The organism is Streptomyces sp. NRRL F-6492 (assembly GCF_001280125.1).
Classification (GTDB): Bacteria; Actinomycetota; Actinomycetes; order Streptomycetales; family Streptomycetaceae; genus Streptomyces.
In genome coordinates, this window is the sequence record NZ_LGEG01000272.1 from 1 (window position 1) to 20,698 (window position 20,698).

At 74.6% G+C, this 20,698-nt stretch carries 17 protein-coding genes and 2 pseudogenes; 10 read left to right on the forward strand and 9 right to left on the reverse strand.

What is annotated here, in order from left to right; all coding sequences use genetic code 11:
- Positions 1–48 precede the first annotated feature (48 nt).
- From ADL08_RS32420 to ADL08_RS32430, 3 genes and pseudogenes are all read left to right on the forward strand, one after another.
- Positions 49–1,444, forward strand: a pseudogene (locus ADL08_RS32420) (ATP-binding protein).
- Positions 1,441–2,820, forward strand: coding sequence for an FtsW/RodA/SpoVE family cell cycle protein (locus ADL08_RS32425; RefSeq protein WP_053649400.1), 1,380 nt, complete (start codon positions 1,441–1,443; stop codon positions 2,818–2,820). The pseudogene ADL08_RS32420 and the gene ADL08_RS32425 overlap by 4 nt, the downstream one beginning before the upstream one ends.
- The gene (locus tag ADL08_RS32430; RefSeq protein WP_053649402.1) at positions 2,817–4,292 is read left to right on the forward strand and encodes a penicillin-binding transpeptidase domain-containing protein; all 1,476 of its coding nucleotides are present in this window, start codon (positions 2,817–2,819) and stop codon (positions 4,290–4,292) included. Before ADL08_RS32425 ends, ADL08_RS32430 begins: the two co-directional genes overlap by 4 nt.
- 140 nt (positions 4,293–4,432) lie before the next feature.
- Here ADL08_RS32430 and ADL08_RS32435 read toward each other — a convergent pair whose 3' ends face one another.
- Complete coding sequence (locus tag ADL08_RS32435) at positions 4,433–5,536, reverse strand: ferritin-like domain-containing protein (RefSeq protein ID WP_053649404.1); 1,104 nt, start codon at positions 5,534–5,536, stop codon at positions 4,433–4,435.
- A gap of 169 nt (positions 5,537–5,705) precedes the next feature.
- Between ADL08_RS32435 and ADL08_RS32440 the strand changes: the two genes are divergently transcribed.
- The 4 genes from ADL08_RS32440 (at position 5,706) to ADL08_RS32455 (ending at position 9,298) form a co-directional block, all read left to right on the forward strand.
- Complete coding sequence (locus tag ADL08_RS32440) at positions 5,706–6,641, forward strand: AurF N-oxygenase family protein (protein ID WP_053649406.1); 936 nt, start codon at positions 5,706–5,708, stop codon at positions 6,639–6,641.
- Positions 6,642–6,692: 51 nt separating this feature from the next.
- A complete protein-coding gene (locus ADL08_RS32445; protein ID WP_053649408.1) occupies positions 6,693–7,415 on the forward strand; it encodes a TetR/AcrR family transcriptional regulator in 723 nt (240 codons plus the stop codon).
- A gap of 198 nt (positions 7,416–7,613) precedes the next feature.
- Entirely contained in the window at positions 7,614–7,910 is a 297-nt protein-coding gene (locus ADL08_RS32450) for a hypothetical protein (RefSeq protein ID WP_053649410.1), read from the forward strand.
- 74 nt (positions 7,911–7,984) lie between these two features.
- Positions 7,985–9,298, forward strand: coding sequence for a C40 family peptidase (locus ADL08_RS32455; protein WP_053649415.1), 1,314 nt, complete (start codon positions 7,985–7,987; stop codon positions 9,296–9,298).
- Here the strand turns inward: ADL08_RS32455 and ADL08_RS32460 are convergent.
- From ADL08_RS32460 to ADL08_RS32485, 6 genes are all read right to left on the reverse strand, one after another.
- Positions 9,282–9,812, reverse strand: coding sequence for a DUF6584 family protein (locus ADL08_RS32460; protein ID WP_053649417.1), 531 nt, complete (start codon positions 9,810–9,812; stop codon positions 9,282–9,284). The genes ADL08_RS32455 and ADL08_RS32460 overlap by 17 nt on opposite strands.
- Before the next feature lie 72 nt (positions 9,813–9,884).
- Complete coding sequence (locus ADL08_RS32465; protein ID WP_053649419.1) at positions 9,885–11,120, reverse strand: styrene monooxygenase/indole monooxygenase family protein; 1,236 nt, start codon at positions 11,118–11,120, stop codon at positions 9,885–9,887.
- A gap of 41 nt (positions 11,121–11,161) precedes the next feature.
- Positions 11,162–11,788 (reverse strand): GTP-binding protein, encoded by a 627-nt coding sequence (locus ADL08_RS32470; protein WP_053649447.1) that lies wholly within the window; start codon positions 11,786–11,788, stop codon positions 11,162–11,164.
- A gap of 121 nt (positions 11,789–11,909) precedes the next feature.
- Positions 11,910–12,323 carry a DUF742 domain-containing protein gene (locus tag ADL08_RS32475; protein ID WP_053649449.1) on the reverse strand — a complete coding sequence of 138 codons (414 nt, stop codon included), beginning with the start codon at positions 12,321–12,323 and terminating at the stop codon, positions 11,910–11,912.
- Positions 12,324–12,328: 5 nt separating this feature from the next.
- Positions 12,329–12,820: a roadblock/LC7 domain-containing protein gene (locus ADL08_RS32480; protein WP_053649421.1), complete on the reverse strand. Its 492-nt coding sequence runs from the start codon at positions 12,818–12,820 to the stop codon at positions 12,329–12,331.
- Complete coding sequence (locus ADL08_RS32485) at positions 12,817–15,849, reverse strand: nitrate- and nitrite sensing domain-containing protein (RefSeq protein WP_234352346.1); 3,033 nt, start codon at positions 15,847–15,849, stop codon at positions 12,817–12,819. The genes ADL08_RS32480 and ADL08_RS32485 overlap by 4 nt, the downstream gene beginning before the upstream one ends.
- A gap of 371 nt (positions 15,850–16,220) precedes the next feature.
- On the opposite strand from ADL08_RS32485, the pseudogene ADL08_RS32490 reads away from it, so the two are divergent.
- A pseudogene (locus ADL08_RS32490) lies at positions 16,221–17,000 on the forward strand (hypothetical protein); the annotation flags it as partial.
- A gap of 166 nt (positions 17,001–17,166) precedes the next feature.
- Here ADL08_RS32490 and ADL08_RS32495 read toward each other — a convergent pair.
- The gene (locus ADL08_RS32495) at positions 17,167–17,598 is read right to left on the reverse strand and encodes a MarR family winged helix-turn-helix transcriptional regulator (RefSeq protein WP_053649423.1); all 432 of its coding nucleotides are present in this window, start codon (positions 17,596–17,598) and stop codon (positions 17,167–17,169) included.
- A 453-nt stretch (positions 17,599–18,051) separates the two neighbouring features.
- Here ADL08_RS32495 and ADL08_RS32500 point away from each other — a divergent pair, with 453 nt between their 5' ends.
- Entirely contained in the window at positions 18,052–18,882 is an 831-nt protein-coding gene (locus tag ADL08_RS32500) for a lysozyme (protein ID WP_053649426.1), read from the forward strand.
- 214 nt (positions 18,883–19,096) lie between these two features.
- Positions 19,097–19,975, forward strand: coding sequence for a lytic polysaccharide monooxygenase auxiliary activity family 9 protein (locus ADL08_RS32505; RefSeq protein WP_420709573.1), 879 nt, complete (start codon positions 19,097–19,099; stop codon positions 19,973–19,975).
- A gap of 53 nt (positions 19,976–20,028) precedes the next feature.
- Here ADL08_RS32505 and ADL08_RS32510 read toward each other — a convergent pair whose 3' ends face one another.
- Complete coding sequence (locus ADL08_RS32510; protein ID WP_063885396.1) at positions 20,029–20,625, reverse strand: DUF4240 domain-containing protein; 597 nt, start codon at positions 20,623–20,625, stop codon at positions 20,029–20,031.
- Between the last annotated feature and the right edge of the window lie 73 nt (positions 20,626–20,698).

A 20,698-nucleotide genomic window follows, 5' to 3' on the forward strand; every position in this document is an offset into this window, starting at 1 on the left:
CTCCCCCGCACCCCCGCCCACACTCCCGCCCCCTTCGGAGGAGAGCCCGTGAGGGTGCCGCGGCGGCCCGCCTGGACCGCGACCCTCACCTGGAAGGCCGCCGTGTTCATCGCGGTGATGTGCTGCGCCCTCGCCGCGCTGCTCGGCGCCCTCGTCCACGTGTCCGTGACCCGGCAGACCGTGGACGACGCCCGGCAGAAGGCGCTGGTCCGGCTCGGCGAGGTCACCGACCTGTACGAGGCGGGCGAGCCGCTCCCCCGGTTCGCGGGCGTCGACCCGCCGGACCTCCCGGCCCCGCTGCGGGTCCTCGCCCTGCGCGGCGAGCGCGGCACGGTGGTCGCGGACCGCGGGGGCCGGCCGGCGATGTGGGCGGCGGGCCCCGCCGACGGCCGGGCCCTCGCCGTGCGCCTCGACCACACACAGAGCGCCGAGACGATCGACGCGCTCGGCCGTTCGCTCCTCGGCTCCTCCGTCCTGGCGATCGGGGCGACCCTGCTCGTGGGCGTCTTCGCCGTCACCCGGGTCACCCGCCGGCTGCACCTCACCGCCCGGGTGGCCCGCCGGATCAGCGCGGGTGACCTCGACGCGCGCGTGGACGACCCGAGGACGAAGGACCCCTCCCGCCCCCAGGACGAGGTGGCGACCGTCTCCGGCGCGCTCGACACCATGGCCTCCTCCCTCCAGCGGAAGCTGCAGAGCGAGCAGCGGTTCACCGCCGACGTGGCGCACGAGCTGCGCACCCCGCTGACCGGGCTCACCGCGGCGGCCGAGCTGCTGCCGGAGGGGCGCCCCTCGGAGCTCGTGCGGGACCGGGTGCGGGCGATGCGCGGGCTCACCGAGGACCTCCTGGAGATCTCGCGGCTCGACGCCCGCAACGAGACCGTGGACCTGGCGGCGCACGAACTCGGCCCGCTCGCCGGGCGGGTGGTCCGCGCCTCGGGCACGGAGACGGAGGTGCGGATCGTCCGGGACGCCACCGTGGAGACGGACCGGCGGCGCCTGGAGCGGGTCCTCGGCAATCTGGTGGCCAACGCCCACAAGCACGGGGCGCCCCCGGTGGTGGTCACGGTGGACGGCCCGGTGGTGTCCGTGCGGGACCACGGGCCCGGGTATCCCGCGTACCTGCTGGAGTCCGGGCCGCAGCGGTTCCGCACCGAGAGCGGGGGCAAGGGGCACGGCCTGGGGCTGACCATCGCGGTGGGGCAGGCGGAGGTGATCGGCGCCGAGCTGGTCTTCGCCGGGGCGCCCGGCGGGGGCGCCGAGGCCCGGCTGCGGCTCCCCGAGTACGCACACCTGTCCGATCCGCCGCCGGAGGGGAACGCCTGAGGGCTCCCGAGAGCGACCGGGGGGCCCGGGGGCGCCGGAGGGCCGCGGAGGAGCACGGCGGCACACCGTCACACAAAAGGGACATAGCGCGCACCGCTTGCTACGTTGCGCTCCATGACCGCACCGCGAACGGACGCGCCCCCGCCCGGCGTACGCGTCCCGAAGCGCCGCGGCGTGGAACTCTCCCTCCTCGTCTGCGCCGTCCTCATCTCCGTCTACGGCTACGCCGCGGTCGGTCTCGCCCGCGGCGGCGCCGTGCCGCCGGACGCCGCCCGCTACGGGGCCGGGCTCGGCCTGCTCGCGCTCGTCGCCCACCTCGCGGTCCGCTTCGGCGCCCCGTACGCCGACCCGCTGCTGCTGCCGATCGCGGTCCTGCTCAACGGCCTCGGCCTGGCCCTGATCCACCGGCTCGACCTGGAGACGCCGTACGACCGGGCCGCGGCCACCCAGCTGGTCTGGTCGGCGCTCGGGGTGACGCTCTTCATCCTGGTGGTGCTGCTGCTGCGCGACCACCGCACGCTCCAGGGGTACGCGTACGTCTCCGTCGCCGCCGCGCTCGGCCTGATGCTGCTGCCGATCTTCTTCCCCGCCGTGAACGGCGCCAGGATCTGGATCAGGATCGGCGGGCTCTCCTTCCAGCCGGGCGAGTTCGCCAAGATCCTGCTGGCGGTCTTCTTCGCCGCGTACCTCGCCGCCAACCGCAACGCCCTCGCGTACACCGGCCGCCGGATCTGGAAGTTCCAGTTCCCCTCGGGGCGGGTGCTCGGGCCCGTCGTGGCGATCTGGCTGCTCAGCGTCGGCGTCCTCGTCCTGGAGCGGGACCTCGGCACCTCGCTGCTCTTCTTCGGCCTCTTCGTGATCATGCTGTACGTGGCGACCGGCCGGACCGGCTGGATCGCGGTCGGCCTGGTGCTCGCCTCGGCCGGCGCCTTCCTGGTCGGCTCGCTCGAACCGCACGTCCACAGCCGGGTGCAGGACTGGCTCGACCCCTTCGCCTCGATCCGGGCGGGCGAGGGGCCGGGACAGCTCGCCCAGTCCCTGTTCTCCTTCGCGGCCGGCGGGATGCTCGGCACCGGGCTCGGCCTCGGCCACTCCGTGCTCATCGGCTTCGCCGCCAAGTCCGACTTCATCCTGGCGACGGCCGGCGAGGAGCTGGGGCTCGTCGGCCTGACCGCGCTCTTCCTGCTGTACGCGCTGTTCGTCGGCCGCGGCTACCGCGCCGGCCTCCTGCTGCGCGACCCCTTCGGGCGGCTCCTCGCGATCGGGCTCGCCTCGATCGTGGCGCTCCAGGTCTTCGTGATCGCGGGCGGGGTGATGGGGCTCATCCCGCTGACCGGCATGGCGATGCCGTTCCTGGCACAGGGAGGCTCCTCGGTGGTGACCAACTGGGTGATCGTCGCCCTCCTCGTCCGGGTGAGCGACTCGGCCCGCGCCCCGCGCCCGGAGACGGCCGGCACCGGCGAGCCGGAGCGGGTCAAGGAGGGGGCCGCGTGACCCGCTACATCCGGCGCGCGGCCGGGCTCTGCCTCCTCCTCCTGGCCGCGCTGTTCGTGAACGCGGGCCGCGTGATGGTCGTCGAAGCCGGGTCGCTCGACGACGACCCGGCCAACCGGCGGATCGCGATCGGCCGGTACGCGCAGCCGCGCGGCGAGATCGTCGTCGACGGGAGGCCGGTGACGGCCTCCCGGGACAGCCGGCAGCAGCTGCGCTGGGAACGGACCTACCGCCAGGGGCCGTTGTACGCGCCGGTGACCGGCCACGCCTCCCAGACGTACGGCACGACGCTCGTCGAGGACGCCGAGGACGCGGTCCTGGCGGGCACGGAGCCGATGCTGGCGCCGCTGCCGCTCCTGAACGGCCTCACCCGGGGCCGGGAGCCCGGCGGCGACGTGGTCACCACGATCCGGGCGCCGATGCAGGAGACCGCCTTCCGGGGGCTCGACGGGAAGCGGGGCGCGGTGGTGGCGGTCGAGCCGGCCACCGGCCGGATCCTGGCGCTCGTCAGCTCGCCCTCGTACGACCCGGGGGTGCTCTCCGGGACGGGCACGGGGGTGAAGGAGGCGTGGGAGCGGCTGAACTCCTCGCCGGGCCGGCCGATGCTGAACCGGGCGCTGCGGCAGACGTACCCGCCGGGCTCCACGTTCAAGATCGTGACGGCCGCGGCGGCCCTGGACGCGGGCGTGGTGCGGGACGTGGACGCGCCGACGGACACCCCGGACCCGTTCGTGCTGCCGGGCACCCGGCAGGTGCTGCCGAACGAGGCGGAGGACTGCGGCGACGCCTCCCTCGCGTACGCGCTCCGGTGGTCGTGCAACACGGTGATGGCCGGGCTCGGGGTGGAGGTGGGCCTGACGGGGATGGTCGACGCGGTGGAGCGGTTCGGCTTCAACGACACGGGGCTGCGGGTGCCGTCGTGGGTGGCGAAGTCCACCTTCGACCGGGAGATGAGCCCGGACCAGCTGGCCCTGTCGTCGATCGGGCAGTTCGACACGACGGCGACCCCGCTCCAGATGGCGATGGTGGCGGCGGCGGTCGCCAACAACGGCGAGATCGCCCGCCCGCACCTCGTCGACCGCACGACGACCTCCGGCGGCGTGACCGTGGAGCGGACCGCCCGGCGCGGCTACCGGCAGGCGATGAACCCCTCGACGGCGCTCCGGCTCCAGGAGCTGATGGTGCGGGCCGTGGAGGAGGGGACGGGGGCGAACGCGGCGATCCCCGGGGCCCGGGTCGGCGGCAAGACCGGCACGGCCCAGCACGGCTTCGGCAACACCGGCACCCCCTACGCCTGGTTCATCGCCTGGGCGCAGGGCGAGGACTCCGCCCGGCCGGCGGTGGCGGTGGCGGTGGTCGTCGAGGACGCGGAGGCCTCCCGTACGGACATCAGCGGGGGCGGCAGCGCGGCGCCGATCGCGAAGGCGGTGATGGAGGAGGCGCTGCGACTGGAGACGGAGGGCCGGCGGTAGGCCGCCGGGGCCGCCCGGCGGCCGTCATCCCGTGCCCGCCCGGATCACGGCGGTCACTCCGCGCCCGCCTCGATCGCCGCCGTCGGCGCGCCCCCGCCCGGATCACGGCCGTCACTCCGCCCCCGCCCGGATCACGGCCGTCACTCCCCGCCCGCCTCGATCGCCGCCGTCACCTCGGCCGCCCGGTCCCGTTCCTCCGCCGCGAAGCGCTCCGCGTCGAGTCGTTCCGCGACCTCCTCGTCCTGGGCCATCAGCAGGTCCAGGCTGGAGTCGCCGAGGTCGAAGACGCCCATGTCCAGGTAGGCCTTCTGGAGGCGCGGGCCCCACAGGCCGATGTCCTTGACGCAGGGGACGATCCGGCTGAAGAGCAGCTTGCGGAAGAGCCGGAGGAACTCGCTGCGCTCGGTCAGCTCCTCGGCCTCCTTGCGCGCGACGCCGAAGTTCACCAGGACGTCGGTGGCGCGCAGCCGGTCGCGCATCAGGTGGCAGCCCTCGATGACGAACTCCTCGCGCTCGCGGAGTTCGGCGTCCGAGAGCTGCCGGTAGTGGTCGCGCAGGGCCATCCGGCCGAAGGCCACGTGCCGGGCCTCGTCCTGCATCACGTACGCGAGGATCTGCTTCGGCAGCGGCTTGTCGGTGGTGTCGCGGATCATGCCGAAGGCGGCGAGGGCGAGGCCCTCGATGAGGACCTGCATGCCGAGGTAGGGCATGTCCCAGCGGGAGTCGCGCAGGGTGTCGTCGAGGAGGCCCTTGAGGTTGTCGTCGATCGGGTAGAGCATCCCGACCTTCTCGTGGAGGAAGCGGCCGTAGATCTCGGCGTGCCGGGCCTCGTCCATGGTCTGGGTGGCCGAGTAGAACTTGGCGTCGAGGTCGGGGACGGACTCCACGATCCGGGCGGCGCAGATCATGGCGCCCTGCTCGCCGTGGAGGAACTGGCTGAACTGCCAGGAGGAGTAGTGGCGGCGCAGCTCGCCCCTGTCCCTGTCGGTCAGCTTGGCCCAGTGGCGGGTGCCGTGGAGGTCCAGGGCCTCGTCCGGGGTGCCGAGCGGGTCGTACGGGTCGACCTCCAGGTCCCAGTCGATGCGGGTGGCGCCGTCCCACTGCTTGTCCTTGCCCTTCCGGTAGAGGGCGAGGAGGCGGTCGCGGCCGTCGTCGTAGTCCCAGGAGAAGCGGGCGGCGCCGACGGCCGGCACGTCCCAGACGGCTCCGTCGGGGGCGTTCGCGTAGAGGTCGTGCGTCGACATGGACGACTCCTTCCGCCGACCTGCTCAGGTCCGACCCCAGCAGGCTCACATGCTGTTGACGCACCGTCAACAAGTCGTGCGCGAAGGATTGACGGTCCTGCTGACGAGCAGTCCAATAACAGGCGACCCACGGCAATGCCGACGGCGAGCTGCGCGAGGTGTCCCCGCCATGACCCCCTTCACCGAGCCCGACTTCACCCGCTTCCGGGACGCGCTGGGACCGCTGCGCGACCGCGAGCAGGTCGCCGAACGCCTCCTGGAGTCCTCGCGCAAGCACTCCTACGACCCCGACACCGAGCTGGACTGGGACGCGCCCTTCGAGCAGGGGAAGTGGTTCTGGCCGCCCGAGCTGGTCTCCCTCTACGACACCCCGCTGTGGCGCCGGATGTCCGAGGAGCAGCGGATCGACCTCTCGCGCCACGAGGCGGCCTCGCTGGCCTCGCTCGGGATCTGGTTCGAGATCATCCTCATGCAGCTGCTCGTCCGGCACATCTACGACAAGCCGCTGACCAGCCAACACGTGCGGTACGCGCTGACCGAGATCGCCGACGAGTGCCGGCACTCGATGATGTTCGCCCGGCTGATCCGGCGCGGCGGGACCCCCGAGTACCCGGTGCCGAGGGTCCACCACAACCTCGCGAGGGTCCTGAAGAGCGTCTCCACCACCCCGGGCTCCTTCGCCGCCACGCTGCTCGGCGAGGAGATCCTGGACTGGATGCAGCGCCTGACGTTCCCGGACGAGCGGGTGCAGCCCCTGGTGCGCGGGGTGACGCGGATCCACGTGATCGAGGAGGCCCGCCACGTGCGGTACGCCCGCGAGGAGCTGCGCCGCCAGCTGGTGACCGCCCCCCGCTGGGAGCGGGAGTTCACCCGGCTGAGCTGCGGCGAGGCCGCCCGGGTCTTCTCGGTCTGCTTCGTCAACCCGGGGGTGTACGAGGCGGTGGGCCTGGACCGGCGCGAGGCCGTCGCCCAGGTGCGGGCGAGCGGGCACCGGCGGGAGGTCATGCGGGCGGGCGCCGAGCGGCTGACGGACTTCCTGGACGACGTGGGGCTCCTGCGCGGGCCGGGCCGGCGGCTGTGGAAGGCGTCGGGGCTGCTGGCCTGAGGGACCCGGTCCGGGCGCCCGCCGGGAAGGCGCGCGGTTACGCTGCGGGGCATGACGAGTCCCGCCACGCCCGCCTACCGCAGGCTCAGTGTCGAGGAGCGGCGCGGCCAGCTCCTCGACGCGGCCCTGGGGCTCTTCGCCCACCGGACGCCCGAGGACGTCTCCCTCGACGACGTCGCCGAGGCGGCCGGCGTCTCGCGGCCCCTCGTCTACCGCTACTTCCCCGGCGGCAAGCAGCAGCTGTACGAGGCCGCCCTGCGCTCCTCCGCCGACGCCCTGAACCACTGCTTCGCCGAACCGCTCGACGGGCCGCCCACGGAGCGGCTCGGCCGGGTGCTCGACCGCTACCTGGCCTTCGTCGACGGGCACGACGCCGGGTTCAGCGCCCTGCTGCGCGGCGGCAGCGTCGTCGAGACCCCGCAGACCACGGCGATCGTGGACGAGGTGCGGCGGGCCGCCGCCGGGCAGATCCTCCTCCACCTCGGGGTGGAGCGGCCCGGCCCGCGGCTCGGGATGCTGGTCCGGACGTGGATCGCCGCCGTGGAGGCCGCCTCGCTCATCTGGCTGGGCGAGGAGAAGCAGCCTGCGGCGGCGGAGCTGCGCGACTGGATGGTCGACCACCTGGTCGCCCTGCTCACCGCGACGGCGGCGGGCGACGGGGAGACGATGGAGGTCGTCCGGCGGCTGCTCGCCCAGGAGACGTCCGAGGGGCCGGTGGCGGCCCTGGCCCGCCGGGTGATCCCGGTGGTGAGCGAGGCCGCCCACCTGCTGTGAGGCGCGTACGGGGACGGTGGGGCCGTACGCGGGGATGCCCAAGCCGTGCGCCGGGCGCCCGGGCCGTGCGCGGGGACTCCCAGGCCGTACGCCGGGCGCCCAGGCCGCACGCGGGGACGCCCAAGCCGTACGCGGGGACGCCCAGGCCGTGCGCGGGGACGGCGACCCGTCACAGGCGCGGCGGGAGAGACTGGAGGGGTGAGAAGCGAGAACACCCCCTTCCGCGGCGGACCCCTGGACGGCCGGGTCCTGCCGATCCTGCTCGGCCCGACCGGCCACCCGCCGAAGTGGTACGAGGTCCCGGTCCCCGCGCACGCCGGGAACCCGCCGACGGTGTACGCCTACCGGCGCGAGCCCGCCGGCCACACGAAGCGGCTCGGGCTCCAGCGCGGCTGGGTCTACGCGTACGCCCCCGGGGGCCGGGAGCGGCGCGAGCTGAGGTGGCCGTGGTCCAAGCCGGGCGGAGAGCACCGGGACTCTGACCCGACCGGGTGAGGGCGCCGGACGCGCCCCCGTTCGTACGGTAATCAGATGAAGTGAACCGTCATCATCCCCGTGGAGGTGGTGACGTGTCACGAAGGCTGCTGCGCACGGTCTGCACGGGGGCGCTCGCCGTGCTGACGGCGCTCACGGGACCGGTCACGGCGGGCGCCGACCCGGCGGACCCGCCCCCGGAGCCTCCGGCCCGGGCCCCGATCGCCCGGCCGGACCCGGAGCGGGAACCGGTGGGCCCGGTGGACCCGAAGGTCCCCGACGCCCCCACCGGTCCGAAGAACGCGAAGCCCGACGCCGCGGAACCCGACGACGCCGCCGCCCTCGCACCCCCCGGCGGAACCTCGGTCACCGGCCTGCTCACCCGGCTGCGCACGCTCTACCGGCAGGCCGAGGAGGCGACCGAGCGGTACAACGCCGCCGAGGAACGGCTGGGGCTCCGGACCGCCGACGCGAAGGACCTCGCGGTCCGGCTCACCACCGCGCGCAGCGCCCTGGACCGGGAGCGCGCCGAGGCGGGGCGGATCGCCCGGGAGCAGTACCGGGGCAGGTCGGAGCTCTCCTCGTACCTGGACGTGCTCTTCGCCCCGGACCCCCGGGCGGCCATGGACCGGGAACGGCTGGCGGCCCGGGAGGGCCGGGGCCGGGCCGGCGCCGTCGCCCGGCTCGAAACGGCCGCCCGCCGGGCCGACGCCCTCGCGAGCGCCTCCCACAAGGCCCTGGACCGGCAACGACGCCTGGCCGCCGAACAGCGCACCCGGCGCGACGAGGTCCGGACGAGACTGAAGGAGGTCGAGAAGCTGCTCGCCGGCCTCTCCCCGACCCAGCTCACCCGCCTCACGGAACTGGAACGGACACAGACGGCGGGCGCCCAGCGCGAACTGCTCGGCTCCGGGGTCCTGGACGGCCCGCGCACCCCGTCCCGGGCGGGCGCGGAGGCCCTGCGGTTCGCGGTGGGACAGATCGGCAAGCCGTACGAGTGGGGGGCGGAGGGCCCGGACGCGTACGACTGCTCGGGGCTGACGCAGCGGGCGTGGGCGGCGGCGGGCCGGGAGATCCCCCGGACCAGCCAGGAGCAGTGGGCGACGCTCCCCCGGGTGCCGCTGTCGGAGCTGCGGCCCGGGGACCTGGTGCTCTACTTCCCGGGCGCGACGCACGTGGCGGTCTACCTGGGCGAGGGCCTGGTGGTGCAGGCGCCGCGCCCCGGCGCGAAGGTGAAGGTCTCCCCCGTCGCGGCGAACCCGCTGCTCGGGGCCGTACGCCCGGACCCGGGCGGGACGGCCCTGGCCTCGTACACCCCGCCGGACCTCCCGGAGGGCGCGCGGGCGGGCGAGGACGAGGGCTTCGACCGGGCCCGACCGCACGGCCGGACGCTCAGTCCACGAGCGTGACGAGCCCGATCACCCAGATCGCCAGGTTGAGGAGGACCCCCACCGCGCACCCGCCCCCCACCAGGACGCCCGCGAGCGTCCATCCGCCGGGCTCCGGCGGGGAGTACCCGTCCGCCTCCTCCTCCTCGTACGAGGAGGGATCGTCCCAGTCGACCGCCCGCCCCAGTTCCCCGGCGCGGGCGGTCCGCAGGGCCGCGAGCCGTCCCCGGGCGAAGGCGGTGGCGGCGAGCGCCTCGGGCCCGCGCCAGGCGAGGGCCTTCATCCGCCGCCCCGGAGACCCGTACCGCTCCTCGAACGCGGCCGTCTCGTCCTCGCGCCGGTCCTCTTCGAGGTACATCCAGCGCCCCGCCTCCGCCGCGTCCCCGTACAGCCGGTACACCTCGGCGAGGCGGCGGCGCGGGGTCAGGTCGTGCGGAAAGGACGAGACGAGTCCGCGCAGGCGCTGGCGCGCCACCGGCACGCGACCGGCGGCCAGGTCCGCGTCCACGCGGGCGAGGGTGTTCGACAGGGACATGAACACATGATCGAACAGAACGGGCCGCCACCACGACCGGTTTTCGGTGGTCGGGGCGGCGGCCCGTCCTCGTCAGTTCCGGGTCAGCGACGCCAGGTACGCGCCCGTCTTCTCCGGGTCGTAGAAGAAGTCCTCGAAGTCGGACGGGTCGTCGAAGCCGTTGGCGAAGCGGTCGGCGACGGGCTGGAGCCGGCCGGCCGCGCCGAGGAGATCGAGGATGTGCTCCGGCGGCGGGGCCAGCATCGCGTTCGTCCACTTGGTGACGTGCCGCGCCGTCTGCCAGTAGCGGTCGAAGGCGGCCCGCATCCACTCCTCGTCGAAGGGCTCCTCGCCGCGCTCGACGATCGCGGCGAGGTACGCGGCGGCGCACTTGGAGGCCGAGTTGGAACCCTGGCCGGTGACCGGGTCGTTGGCGACCACGACGTCCGCGACGCCGAGGACCAGGCCGCCGCCGGGGAGCCGGCCGACCGGGTTGCGGACGGTCGGGGCGTACCGGCCGGCCAGGGTGCCGCCCGCGTCGGTCAGTTCGACCCTGGTGGCCCGCGCGTACTCCCACGGCGTGAACCGCTCCATCAGCTCCAGCGTCAGCGCCAGGTGCTCGGAGGGGTCCTTGACGCCCTTGAAGACGTCGAGCGGGCCGCCGGGGATCCCCTCCCAGAAGAGGATGTCGGCGCGGCCGCCGGTGGTGAGGGTCGGCATGACGAAGAGCTCGCCGACGCCCGGGACGACGTTGCAGCGGACCGCGTCGAAGTCCGGGTGCTCGGGGCGCGGGCCGAGGCCGTGGACGTACGCGACGGCGAGCGCCCGCTGCGGCTCGGTGTGCGGGGAGCGGGAGGCGTCCCGCTCGAACATGGAGACCAGCTCGCCCTTGCCGGCCGCGACGAGCACCAGGTCGTAGTTGCGGGAGAAGTAGTCGAGGTCCCCGACGGCCGCGCCGTGGATGACGAGCTGGCCGCCGCGCTGGGCGAAGGTCTCCATCCAGCCGGCCATCTTCACCCGCTGGTCGACGGACTGGGCGTACCCGTCCAGCCTGCCGACCCAGTCGATCGGGCGGGAGGAGTCGGGGCCCGCGACCGAGACGCCGAGGCCCTCGATCCGGGGCGCCTGGGACTCCCAGAAGTTCAGCCCGAGGTCCCGCTCGTGCTGGAGGGCCGTGTCGAACATGCACTGGGTGGACATGACCCGGCCGGCGCGGATCTCGTCCGCCGTCCGGTTCGACATGAGGGTGACCTCGTACCCCCGCGACTGGAGTCCGAGGGCGAGCTGGAGACCGGACTGTCCGGCCCCGACTATGAGTATCTTCCGCATGGGTGGTGCTCCTGGCGTGGCGTAAGTGAGGGGGAGGCGGGTTATTCGGGGGTGGCGTCCAGGGCGTGCGCGACCGTGGCCAGCAGGGTCTCGACGACGCTGTAGCGCTTGCGCGCGTCCATGATCACCACGGGGACGTGCGGGGGCACGGTCAGCGCCTCCCTGACGTCCTCCGCCTCGAACAGCTCGCTGCCCTCGAAGTGGTTGACCGCCACGACGTACGGGAGTCCGCAGCTCTCGAAGTAGTCGAGGGCCGGGAAGCAGTCGGTGAGGCGCCGGGTGTCGGCGAGCACGATCGCCCCGATCGCGCCGCGCACCAGGTCGTCCCACATGAACCAGAAGCGCTGCTGGCCCGGCGTCCCGAAGACGTAGAGCACCAGGTCGTCGTCGAGCGTGATCCGGCCGAAGTCCATCGCCACCGTGGTGGTGAGCTTGTCCGGGGTGGCGGTGAGGTCGTCGGTGTCCTCGCTCGCCCGGGTCATCAGGGCCTCGGTCTGGAGCGGGGTGATCTCGGAGACCGCGCGGACGAAGGTGGTCTTGCCCACGCCGAAGCCGCCCGCGACGACGATCTTCGTCGCCGTGGGGGCGCGGGTGTGGTCGAGCTGCCAGTCCCGCGCGCCGTCCTCGGCGTCCGGTTCGACCGGGCCGGGGCGGGGCTGCGCGGGGATGCCGACGGCCGCCGGTGCCGCGGAGACGGTCCCGGAGGCGTTCCCCGGGCCGGCCTCGGAGGCGGTTCCGGGGCCGGCTTCGGCGATGGTTCCGGAGCCGGCTCCGGAGACGGCGGAGGCGTCAGAGACGACGGAGTCCACTCAGCACCCTTTCGAGGAGCGCGCGGTCGGGCCGGCCGGTGCCGTGACCGGTCCCGTACACACGGATCTTTCCCTGGTCGGCCAGGTCGCTGAGGAGCACCCGGACGACCCCCAACGGCATCTTGAGGAGTGCCGAGATCTCCGCCACCGTCCGCATCCGGCGGCAGATCTCGACGATGGCCCGCATCTCCGGCATCAGACCGCGGGCGCCGGGCCCGCCGTCCGTCAGGACCTTGCGCGCGACGGGCGCTTCGAGCGCCGCCACGAAGGTCTCGACGAGCAGGACGTGGCCGAAGCGGGTACGGCCGCCGGTCAGCGAGTAGGGGCGCACGCGCGCGGGGCGGCGCCCCTCTCCCCGTACCGGCAGCTTGAAGGAGTGAGGAACCGAGGACATGGCCGTCACTGGGGGCTCTCCAACGATTTGCGCAGCTCGCTGCGGACTTCGGGGGTGAGTACGTGACCGGCGCGGCCCACGAAGAGCGCCATGTGGTACGCCACGACGCTCATGTCGCAGTCGGGCGTGGCGTGCACGCCGAGCAGCGAGCCGTCGCTGATCGACATGACGAAGACGCTGCCCTCGTCCATCGCCACCATGGTCTGCTTGACCCCGCCGCCGTCCATCAGGCGCGCGGCGCCGATGGTGAGGCTGCCGATGCCGGAGACGATGGTGGCCAGGTCGGCGCTGGAGCCGCGCGGCCCCCGGGGACGGCCGGCCTCGTCGGCGGCCGTGGTGTCCTGCTGGGTGGCGGGGTCCGAGGACAGCAGCATCAGGCCGTCCGAGGACACGACGGCGACCGAGCGGACCCCCGGCACCTCCTCGACCAGATTTCCCAGCAGCCATTGCAGGTTGCGGGCTTCCGTACTCAGTCCGAACGTTCCCGTCGCGGTCAACTGCGTGCCTCCTCGACTGTGTCCCCCGTCTTCTCCTCTGTACGTGCAGTCCTTGCGTTCGCTATCCCCGTCGTGCCCATCTCCGCCTCCACGTCCCGGCGTCCGGCCTCGGCGCCCCGGTGGAAGCCGCCGAGCCGGCGGCGCAGGGCCTCGGCGTCCACGCCGCCCCCGCGGGGAGCGGCGGCGGGTCCGGCCTGGCGCACCACCTGGGGGGTGCGCTTGGGCAGGCCCTTGTCGGTGACCCGCTCCCACTGCCCGGAGCGCGGCCCGGGAACCGGCTGGTCGACGGCCGGTTCGGGGGCGGTGGGCTCAGCCGGGGCGACGGTCTCCGCCGGGGCGGTGGAGCCGGCCGGGGCGACGGTCTCCGCCGGGGCCGGGTGGGTGGTGTCGGCGTCCGCGTCGGCGGCGCGCTCGTGGGCGTCCGGCTCCGGCGGCGGGGCGGGGAGGCGGACCTGGAGCGTGGTCTCGGAGACGGACTCCGGGGCGTACGGCTCCTCGGGGACGTACGGCTCCTCCGCCGGGGGCTCCGGGACGTACGGCTCCTCCGCCGGGGGCTCCGGGGCGTACGGCTCCTCCGGCTCGCCCCCGGTGGGCTCCGTCTCCGCGAGCGCGCGTTCCGCCGCTTCCACCAGCGGGTCGCGGGTGCGGGACGGCAGGGTGTTGGAGTTGGCCTCCGCGACCGAGCCGGGCAGCTGGATCGCGGGAGCCGTGCCCGCGACCCGTACGGGCTCCGTCACGGCCGCCGGCGGGGCGGTGGGCAGCAGGGGCAGCGGCAGGACCACGACGGCCGCCGTACCGCCCGGCTGCTGCTCGCGCAGCTCGACGCGGACGCCGTGGCGGGCGGCGAGCAGGGCGACGACCCGCATGCCGAGCCCCTCGCCCTCGAAGGCGTCCGGGTCGGCCTCGGCCAGGCGGGCGTTCAGCTCGGCGAAGCGGGCGGGGGTCATGCCGATGCCGGAGTCCTGCACGGAGAGCATCACCTCGCCGGTCTCCAGGAGCCAGCCGCAGAGCTGGACCTCGGCGTCGGGCGGCGAGAAGGAGGTGGCGTTCTCCAGGAGTTCCGCGACCAGGTGGCTCAGGTCGTCCGCGGCGAAGCCGGCGATCTGGGCGTGCGGCGGCAGGGACTGGATGGTGACCCGCTCGTACCGCTCGATCTCGCTGACGGCGGCGCGCAGCACGTCGACGAGCGGGACGGCCCCGGCGTGGCCGTGGACGTGCTCGTGGCCGGCGAGGACCAGGAGGTTCTCGCTGTGGCGGCGCATGACGGTCGCCATGTGGTCGAGCTTGAAGAGGGTGCCGAGGCGGTCCGGGTCCTGCTCGCGCTCCTCCAGCTTCTCGATGACGCCGAGCTGCCGCTCGACGAGCCCGAGGTTGCGCAGGGAGAGGTTGACGAAGGTGTGCCGGACGGTGCCCCGGAGCTTTTCGAGCTCGGCGGTGAGGAGGGCGACCCGCCCCTGGAGCTCGGCGCGCTGGGCGGCGAGCTCGGCGGCGAGGGCCTCCTTGTCGGCGGCCAGGTCGGCCCGCTCGGCGGTGAGGTGCCCGGCGCGCGCGGCGAGGCCCGCGAGCTTGCCGTGCAGGGTGTTGAGGGAGCGGACGGTCTGGGCGAACTCGTCGTTGCGGCCGGTGAAGCGGACCGGCTCCTCCGCCTGCGGCTCGGGGGCGGCGGCGAGCCGGGCGGCGCCGATGCGGAGCACGGCGAGCGGCCGGGTGAGGCTGCGGGCGACGTAGGTGGAGACGCCGACGGCGAAGAGGAAGCAGCCGCCGAGGAAGGCGAGGCGCAGTTCGAGGGCGGTGACGTCGTCGTCGCGGAGCGCGGAGAGGCGTTCGACGCGCTGGGCGGCGAGGGTGGACTCGACGCCGCGCATCTGCTCGATGCGGGCGGAGAGCGCGGCGTCCAGGGCGGCCGGGTCGGTCTTGCGCTCGGCCCCGGTCAGCCGGGGCTGGTCGGTGAGGGAGGCCAGGGAGCGCTCGGCGCTCTTGACGTCGGGTCCGGTGACGGTGCCGGCGAGCGAGTCGCGGGCGGTGGCGCCGGCGGCCTGGTCGAAGTCGCCGAGGGCGGCGAGTTCGCGGACGCGGGCCTGCTGGGCGGCGGCGGCGAGGCGGTCGCGGGTCTGGTTCGCCTCCGCCGTGCCCTTCGGCTCCTCGGGGACGTAGGCGCCGGTCGTGGCGTCGTAGCGGAACTCGCCGGTGGGTTCGGGCTGCGGCACGGCGAGCGCGGCGAGGAGCAGGCCGCGGGTGGCGGAGGCCTGTTCGACGGCGCGGCCGAGGGCGGCGGGGGCGCGGGTGGCCTCGGTGAGCGAGGGGTCGGCGGCGCGGGCCGGGGTCCGGTCGGCCAGCTCGTCGGCGAGGGCCTGGAGCTTGTCGATGACGTCCGAGTACGCCTTGTGGGCCTCCAGGGCCGTGCCCTTGCCGGTGAGGGCGGCGCGGCGGACGGAGGGGACGCCGGCGAGGTCGCGGCGGAGCTCCGTGGAGGCGGCGGGGCGGATCTCGTCGATCTGCCGGTCGACGCGGGTGGAGCGCACGGTGGTGACCTGGCGCTTCTTCCCGGCGTCACCGGTCTGGGCGTCGCGCCCCGCGGCGATGTACGCGACGACCTCGTCGCGCTCGTCGGAGAGGGAGTGCGCGAGGGTGACGGCCTGCCGGTCGAGTTCGGCCAGGGTGACCAGGCGCTGGGAGTCGGTGAGCCCGGCGGAGGCGGTGAGGATCGCGGGGGCTCCGGCGGCGAGGACGGTGACGCCCACGAGGGCGACGCCGACGACGAGGCGGTTGCGGACGCGCTTGGCGCGGCCGGCGGGCGCGGCGGGCTGCGTCTGCGGCTGCGGCTGCGGCTGCGGCTGCGGCTGCGGCGAGACGGTGAGGGGCTGCACGGGGGCGTGCGGCCGCGTCGGGGCGGACGACGGGGCCCGGTCGGGGGCGGCCGCGCCTCCGGCGGGGGCCGTGGCGGCGCCCGGGGCCGGCGGTACACCGGTGTTCTGGCTCCGCGTGCCGTTCTTGCTCCGAGGCCGCTTCATCTGCACCGGTGCTCGCATTCTTGACTCGTCCAGCCACAAAGCAGAGGTGACGGCCGATCACATGGAGCGCCCCCACCCCCGATACGGCTTCCGACCATTCCAGCGCTTCCGGGAAGGGGACGGGCATCGGCCGCTCCGCCACCCGAACGAGTGAACAACACTCCCGAGTTGGCGAACAACTTCGCCGAACGGCGCTCCGGGGCCCCGGAGCGGCCCCGGTTGGATCTTCCGGGCGGCCTTTGGCAGGATGCCCGCCCGCAGGTCCGCGACGGCGCCCGTTCCGCCCCTCCCGCCGCGTCCGCCCCGTTGGTACAGGCCTTTTCCCGTCATTTGCGGGTCCTGTGAAAGGTCCGGCCGGGACGGACACGGGGCCGGGCACACTGGGCTCCATGCGCAGCGACGCCCTCTCCCTCCCCGGCAGCCCCGAACGCCCCAATGAGGACTGGACGGCCACCGCCCTGTTCGCGGCGGAGGACAGGGGGGCGGTCGTCCTCCTCGACGGCGTCACGCCGCCCGTCGGCGAGGACGGTTGTGTGCACGGCGTGCCGTGGTTCGTCGCCCGCCTCGGCGGGGCTTTGACCGAACTGTCCGCTTCCCGCCCGGACGTCTCCCTGTCCGAGATCCTCTCCCTGGCAATCCGGCGCACCGCGGACTCCCACCGGGTGACCTGTGACCTTTCTCACGTACGCACGCCTCAGGCAACCGTGGTCCTCGCCCGCTGGGACGGGGCCGTGGTCGAGCACCTCGTCCTCTCCGACTCGGTCCTCCTCCTGGAGGGTCCCGACGGGGCGGTGCGGGCGGTGCTCGACGACCGGCTGGACCGGGTGCCGGCCGAGGTGCTGCGCTCCGTGGCGGCGACGGACCGGCTGCGGAACCGGGAGGGCGGCTTCTTCACGGCGGCGGCCGATCCGGCGGTCGCGGAGCGGGCGGTGACCGGGACGGTCCCGCGCGCGGAGGTGCGGGCCCTGGCGGCGCTCACGGACGGGGCGAGCCGCTGGGTGGACCTGTTCGGCGAGGGCGACTGGACGGACTGCCTCGGCGTCCTGCGCGCGGAGGGCCCGCCCGGCCTGCTCCGGCGGGTGCGGAGGCGGGAGGCCGAGGACGCGGGGGCGGGGGGCGTACGGCGCTGGAAGCTCCACGACGACGCGACGGCGGCGTACGTGGAGCTGGGGCTGCCGGGGCTGCCGGAACTCCCGGGGGCGTCGGGACTGCCGGGACACCCGGGGCTGTCGGAACTCCTGGAGCCGTCGGGACTGTCGGGACACCCGGGGCTGTCGGAGCACCCGGAGCTCCCCGGGTCCCCGGGGATCCCGGGGCTTCCGGGGTACTGAGCCCTCAGCCCTCCGCCCGTACGTTGAAGTGGTTCAGGAGGCGGGCCAGCTCGGCGACCTCCGCGCGGTCCCAGTCGGCGAGCTTGCGGACGTAGCGCTCGCGCCGGGCGTCGCGGACGCGGCGGAAGCGGTTCCGGCCCTCCTCGGTGAGGCGGACGAGGGAGGCGCGGCCGTCGGCGGGGTCGGGGTCGCGGGCGACCAGGCCGAGGTCTTCGAGCGCCCGGAGCTGGCGGCTCATGGTCGCCTTGCCGACGCCGAAGTACCCGGCGAGCTCGGTGGCCCGCTGGGGCCCGGTGTCGTCGAGGCGCACGAAGAGGCCGTAGGCGGCGGGCTCCAGCTCGGGGTGGACCTCGCGGGCCATCTCGCCGGACTGGGCTCGGGCGCGGCGCAGGAAGACCGCCAGCTCGCGTTCGAGGGCGAGGAACTCCCGGTCCACGGGAACCGGCGGAACGGCCCCGGCCCCGGCCCCGCCGGGGGACGGCGAGGCGGCTGCGGCCCCGCCCGGAACCGAAGGCACGGCCCCGCCCGGGCCCGGAGACGTGGCCCCGGCCCCGCCGAGGCCCGGCGGGACGGTCCCGGGGCCGCCCGGGGGCGGCGGGGTGGGCCCGCCCTCACGTCCCGTACCGCTTCCGTGCACGTCAGCGCCTCCCACGCGTTCCCTGTGGCGCACCTCCGCCACACCGGCGGCCTTTCGGCCGCTGAAAGTTTCTTCCCGTCGCGGCCGTTTCCGCAGCTCTTCCAGTATTTCGCAGGCGTAGACCAACGGCGGCGACCAGGTCCCCTTCCACGGGCCGGTCTACGTGCGTAGCGTCGTCTCCACCACCCCCACTGACATGTCCACACCAGGACGTGTCGCCCCCTCTCCCCACGAGCCTTTCGGAGGCACGCGATGCGTGTGCACAGATCCGGAACGACCCTCGCCGGCGCCGCCCTCACGGCCCTGGCCCTCCTCCTCCCCCTCGCCGGTTCCGCCGGGGCCGCCCCGGACGCGGACGCCCGGAAGGTCCCCGCCCGCGGCACCGCCGGCATGGGCATGGGCGTCCTCGCCCACGACGGGCGCGGCGCGGCGTCCGGCGGCACGTCGGTCCGGGCCGTCCAGACGGAGGGCGTGGACGTCTCCAGCCACCAGGGGAACGTCGCCTGGTCCACGCTGTGGAACAGCGGCGTCCGGTGGGCCTACGTGAAGGCGACGGAGGGCACGTACTACAAGAACACCTCCTTCGCGCAGCAGTACAACGGCTCGTACGACGTCGGCATGATCCGGGGGACGTACCACTTCGCCACCCCGGACACGGCGTCCGGCGCGACCCAGGCCGACTACTTCGTCGACAACGGCGGCGGCTGGTCGAAGGACGGCCGGACCCTGCCGGGCGTGCTCGACATCGAGTGGAACCCGTACGGCGCGACCTGCTATGGCAAGACCCAGGCCGGAATGGTGGCCTGGATCCGCGACTTCCTGAACCGCTACAAGGCCCGGACCGGGCGGGACGCCGTCATCTACACGGCGACGAGCTGGTGGACCGAGTGCACCGGCAACCACGCCGGCTTCGGCGCGACCAACCCGCTGTGGGTCGCGCGGTACGCCTCCACCGTGGGCACGCTCCCGGCCGGCTGGCAGTACTACACGATGTGGCAGTACACCTCCACCGGCCCGGTGGTCGGCGACCACAACCACTTCAACGGGGACCTCTCGCGCGTGCGGGCGCTCGCGAACGGCTGACGCCTGCCCGCCCCCCTCCTCCCGGACGGCCTCCCGGGCGCACGACGCGCCCCGGGGGGCCGCTTCCGCTTTTTCCCTCCACCCCCCTTGCTCATTGGTATGGACCAATGCGAGGCTCTACGGCGGTCGCCCGGGTTTCAACTTCCGTGCGCCCCGCGCGCGTTGCTCGTCCCGTACTCCCCCACGCACGAGAGAGAGCCCCCGCATGCCCTCCCTGCCCTCCGCCCGCCGCGCCACCGCCGCCGGTGCCGCGGCCCTGTCCGCCGCCGCGCTCGTCGGTCTCACCCCCACGGCGGCCAGTGCCCACGGGGCCGTCTTCAACCCCGTGAGCCGGTTGGCCGCCTGTTACGCCGAAGGCCCCGAGACGCCCAGGTCACAGGTGTGCAAGGACCTCGTCGCCGACTCCGGCACCCAGCCGCTCTACGACTGGAACGAGGTCAACATCGCCCACGCGGACGGACAGCACCGGGCCCTCATCCCGGACGGCAAGCTCTGCTCGGCGAACCGCGAGAAGTACCGGGCGCTGGACTGGGCGCGCACCGACTGGCCGGCGACGGCGGTCGCCGCCGGCTCCTTCGACTTCAAGGTCCGCGCGACGGCGGCCCACTCGGGCACCATGATGGTCTACATCACCAAGGCCGGCTTCGACCCGACCAAGCCCCTGAAGTGGTCGGACCTGGACCAGACCCCGGTCGCGGTGTACAACACCACCCGCACCGCCACCGACGGCCACTACGACTTCACCGGCACCCTGCCGGCCCGCACCGGTCGCCACGTCGTCTACAAGGTGTGGCAGCGCAACGACAGCCCCGAGGCCTTCTACAGCTGCTCGGACGTCACCTTCGGCGCTGCGGCGGCCAAGGCAGGGGCCCCGGCGAAGGCCCCCACCGAGGCGGGGATCGCGGCGGGCGCCGCCCTGTCCACCGTGAGCCACGCGGGCCACGGCGGCGACGAGCTGCCCCCGGCGCTCTCCGCCGAGGCCGCCGGGACCTCCTCCCCCCTGACGCCGGCCCTCGCGGGCGCGGGCGCCCTCGCCGCCTTCGCGGCGGGCAGCCTGCTCCTGGGCCGCCGCCGGAACACGTCCGCCTCCTGACGCACCCCACGCGTCACCCGGGGCGCCCCCGGCCCGACCGGGCCGGGCGGCCCCTAGGAGTCGGACGGCCCGAGCGGGAAGAGGGCGGTGAGCCGGGGCAGGGCCAACCCCTCCGGCCCGGACGCCCCGCGCTCCCCGTCCTCTTCCCCCTCGTCGTCGGCGGCCTCGTCCGCTTCCTCGGCGGCCTCCACCGCGTCGAGGAACTCCTCCCCGTCGTCGTCCTCCTGGCCGGTCAGCTCGTCGTACGCGTCCTGGGCGACGTAGTCGAGCTCCTCCCACTCGGGCCACTCGTCGTCGTCCCACTCGTCGTGGTGCCGCCCCACGAGCGCCCGCACGTCGGACACGTCGGCCAGCGCGTCCGGGTCGGCGAGCACCGACGCGTACACCTTCCGTCCCTGGCCCACCAGCCAGAGCGTGAAGTAGTGGAAGCCGTCGTCCGTGCAGGCGCCGCCCTCGATCCGGTTCGCCGCCTTCCACACCGCGCGCGTGTCGGCCGCCCCGCACGCCTTCTCCAGGCGCGTCTGGAACGCCACGCTCTCCTCGGCCGGTCGCCGCAGCAGCTCCCCCTCCAGCCACTCCAGCCGCTCGTCCCGGGTGCCGGGGCGGCCGCTCAACTCGTCGATGAGAGCCCAGAAGGCGTCTTCGTTCATGCGTACGATCATGACAGCCGGGACTGACATCGCGGACCCGCCCCCGGGCCGGCGTCCGGGCATGCCGGAGCGG

Bases quoted from the DNA above. Each gene is read 5' to 3' on its own strand.
- ADL08_RS32500 (WP_053649426.1), top strand. From the start codon at position 18,052: ATGCGTGTGCACAGATCCGGAACGACCCTCGCCGGCGCCGCCCTCACG.
- ADL08_RS32440 (WP_053649406.1), top strand. From the start codon at position 5,706: ATGACCCCCTTCACCGAGCCCGACTTCACCCGCTTCCGGGACGCGCTG.
- ADL08_RS32475 (WP_053649449.1), bottom strand. From the start codon at position 12,323: ATGTCCTCGGTTCCTCACTCCTTCAAGCTGCCGGTACGGGGAGAGGGG.
- ADL08_RS32510 (WP_063885396.1), bottom strand. From the start codon at position 20,625: ATGAACGAAGACGCCTTCTGGGCTCTCATCGACGAGTTGAGCGGCCGC.
- ADL08_RS32460 (WP_053649417.1), bottom strand. From the start codon at position 9,812: ATGTCCCTGTCGAACACCCTCGCCCGCGTGGACGCGGACCTGGCCGCC.
- ADL08_RS32485 (WP_234352346.1), bottom strand. From the start codon at position 15,849: ATGCGAGCACCGGTGCAGATGAAGCGGCCTCGGAGCAAGAACGGCACG.
- ADL08_RS32445 (WP_053649408.1), top strand. From the start codon at position 6,693: ATGACGAGTCCCGCCACGCCCGCCTACCGCAGGCTCAGTGTCGAGGAG.
- ADL08_RS32425 (WP_053649400.1), top strand. From the start codon at position 1,441: ATGACCGCACCGCGAACGGACGCGCCCCCGCCCGGCGTACGCGTCCCG.
- ADL08_RS32465 (WP_053649419.1), bottom strand. From the start codon at position 11,120: ATGCGGAAGATACTCATAGTCGGGGCCGGACAGTCCGGTCTCCAGCTC.
- ADL08_RS32435 (WP_053649404.1), bottom strand. From the start codon at position 5,536: ATGTCGACGCACGACCTCTACGCGAACGCCCCCGACGGAGCCGTCTGG.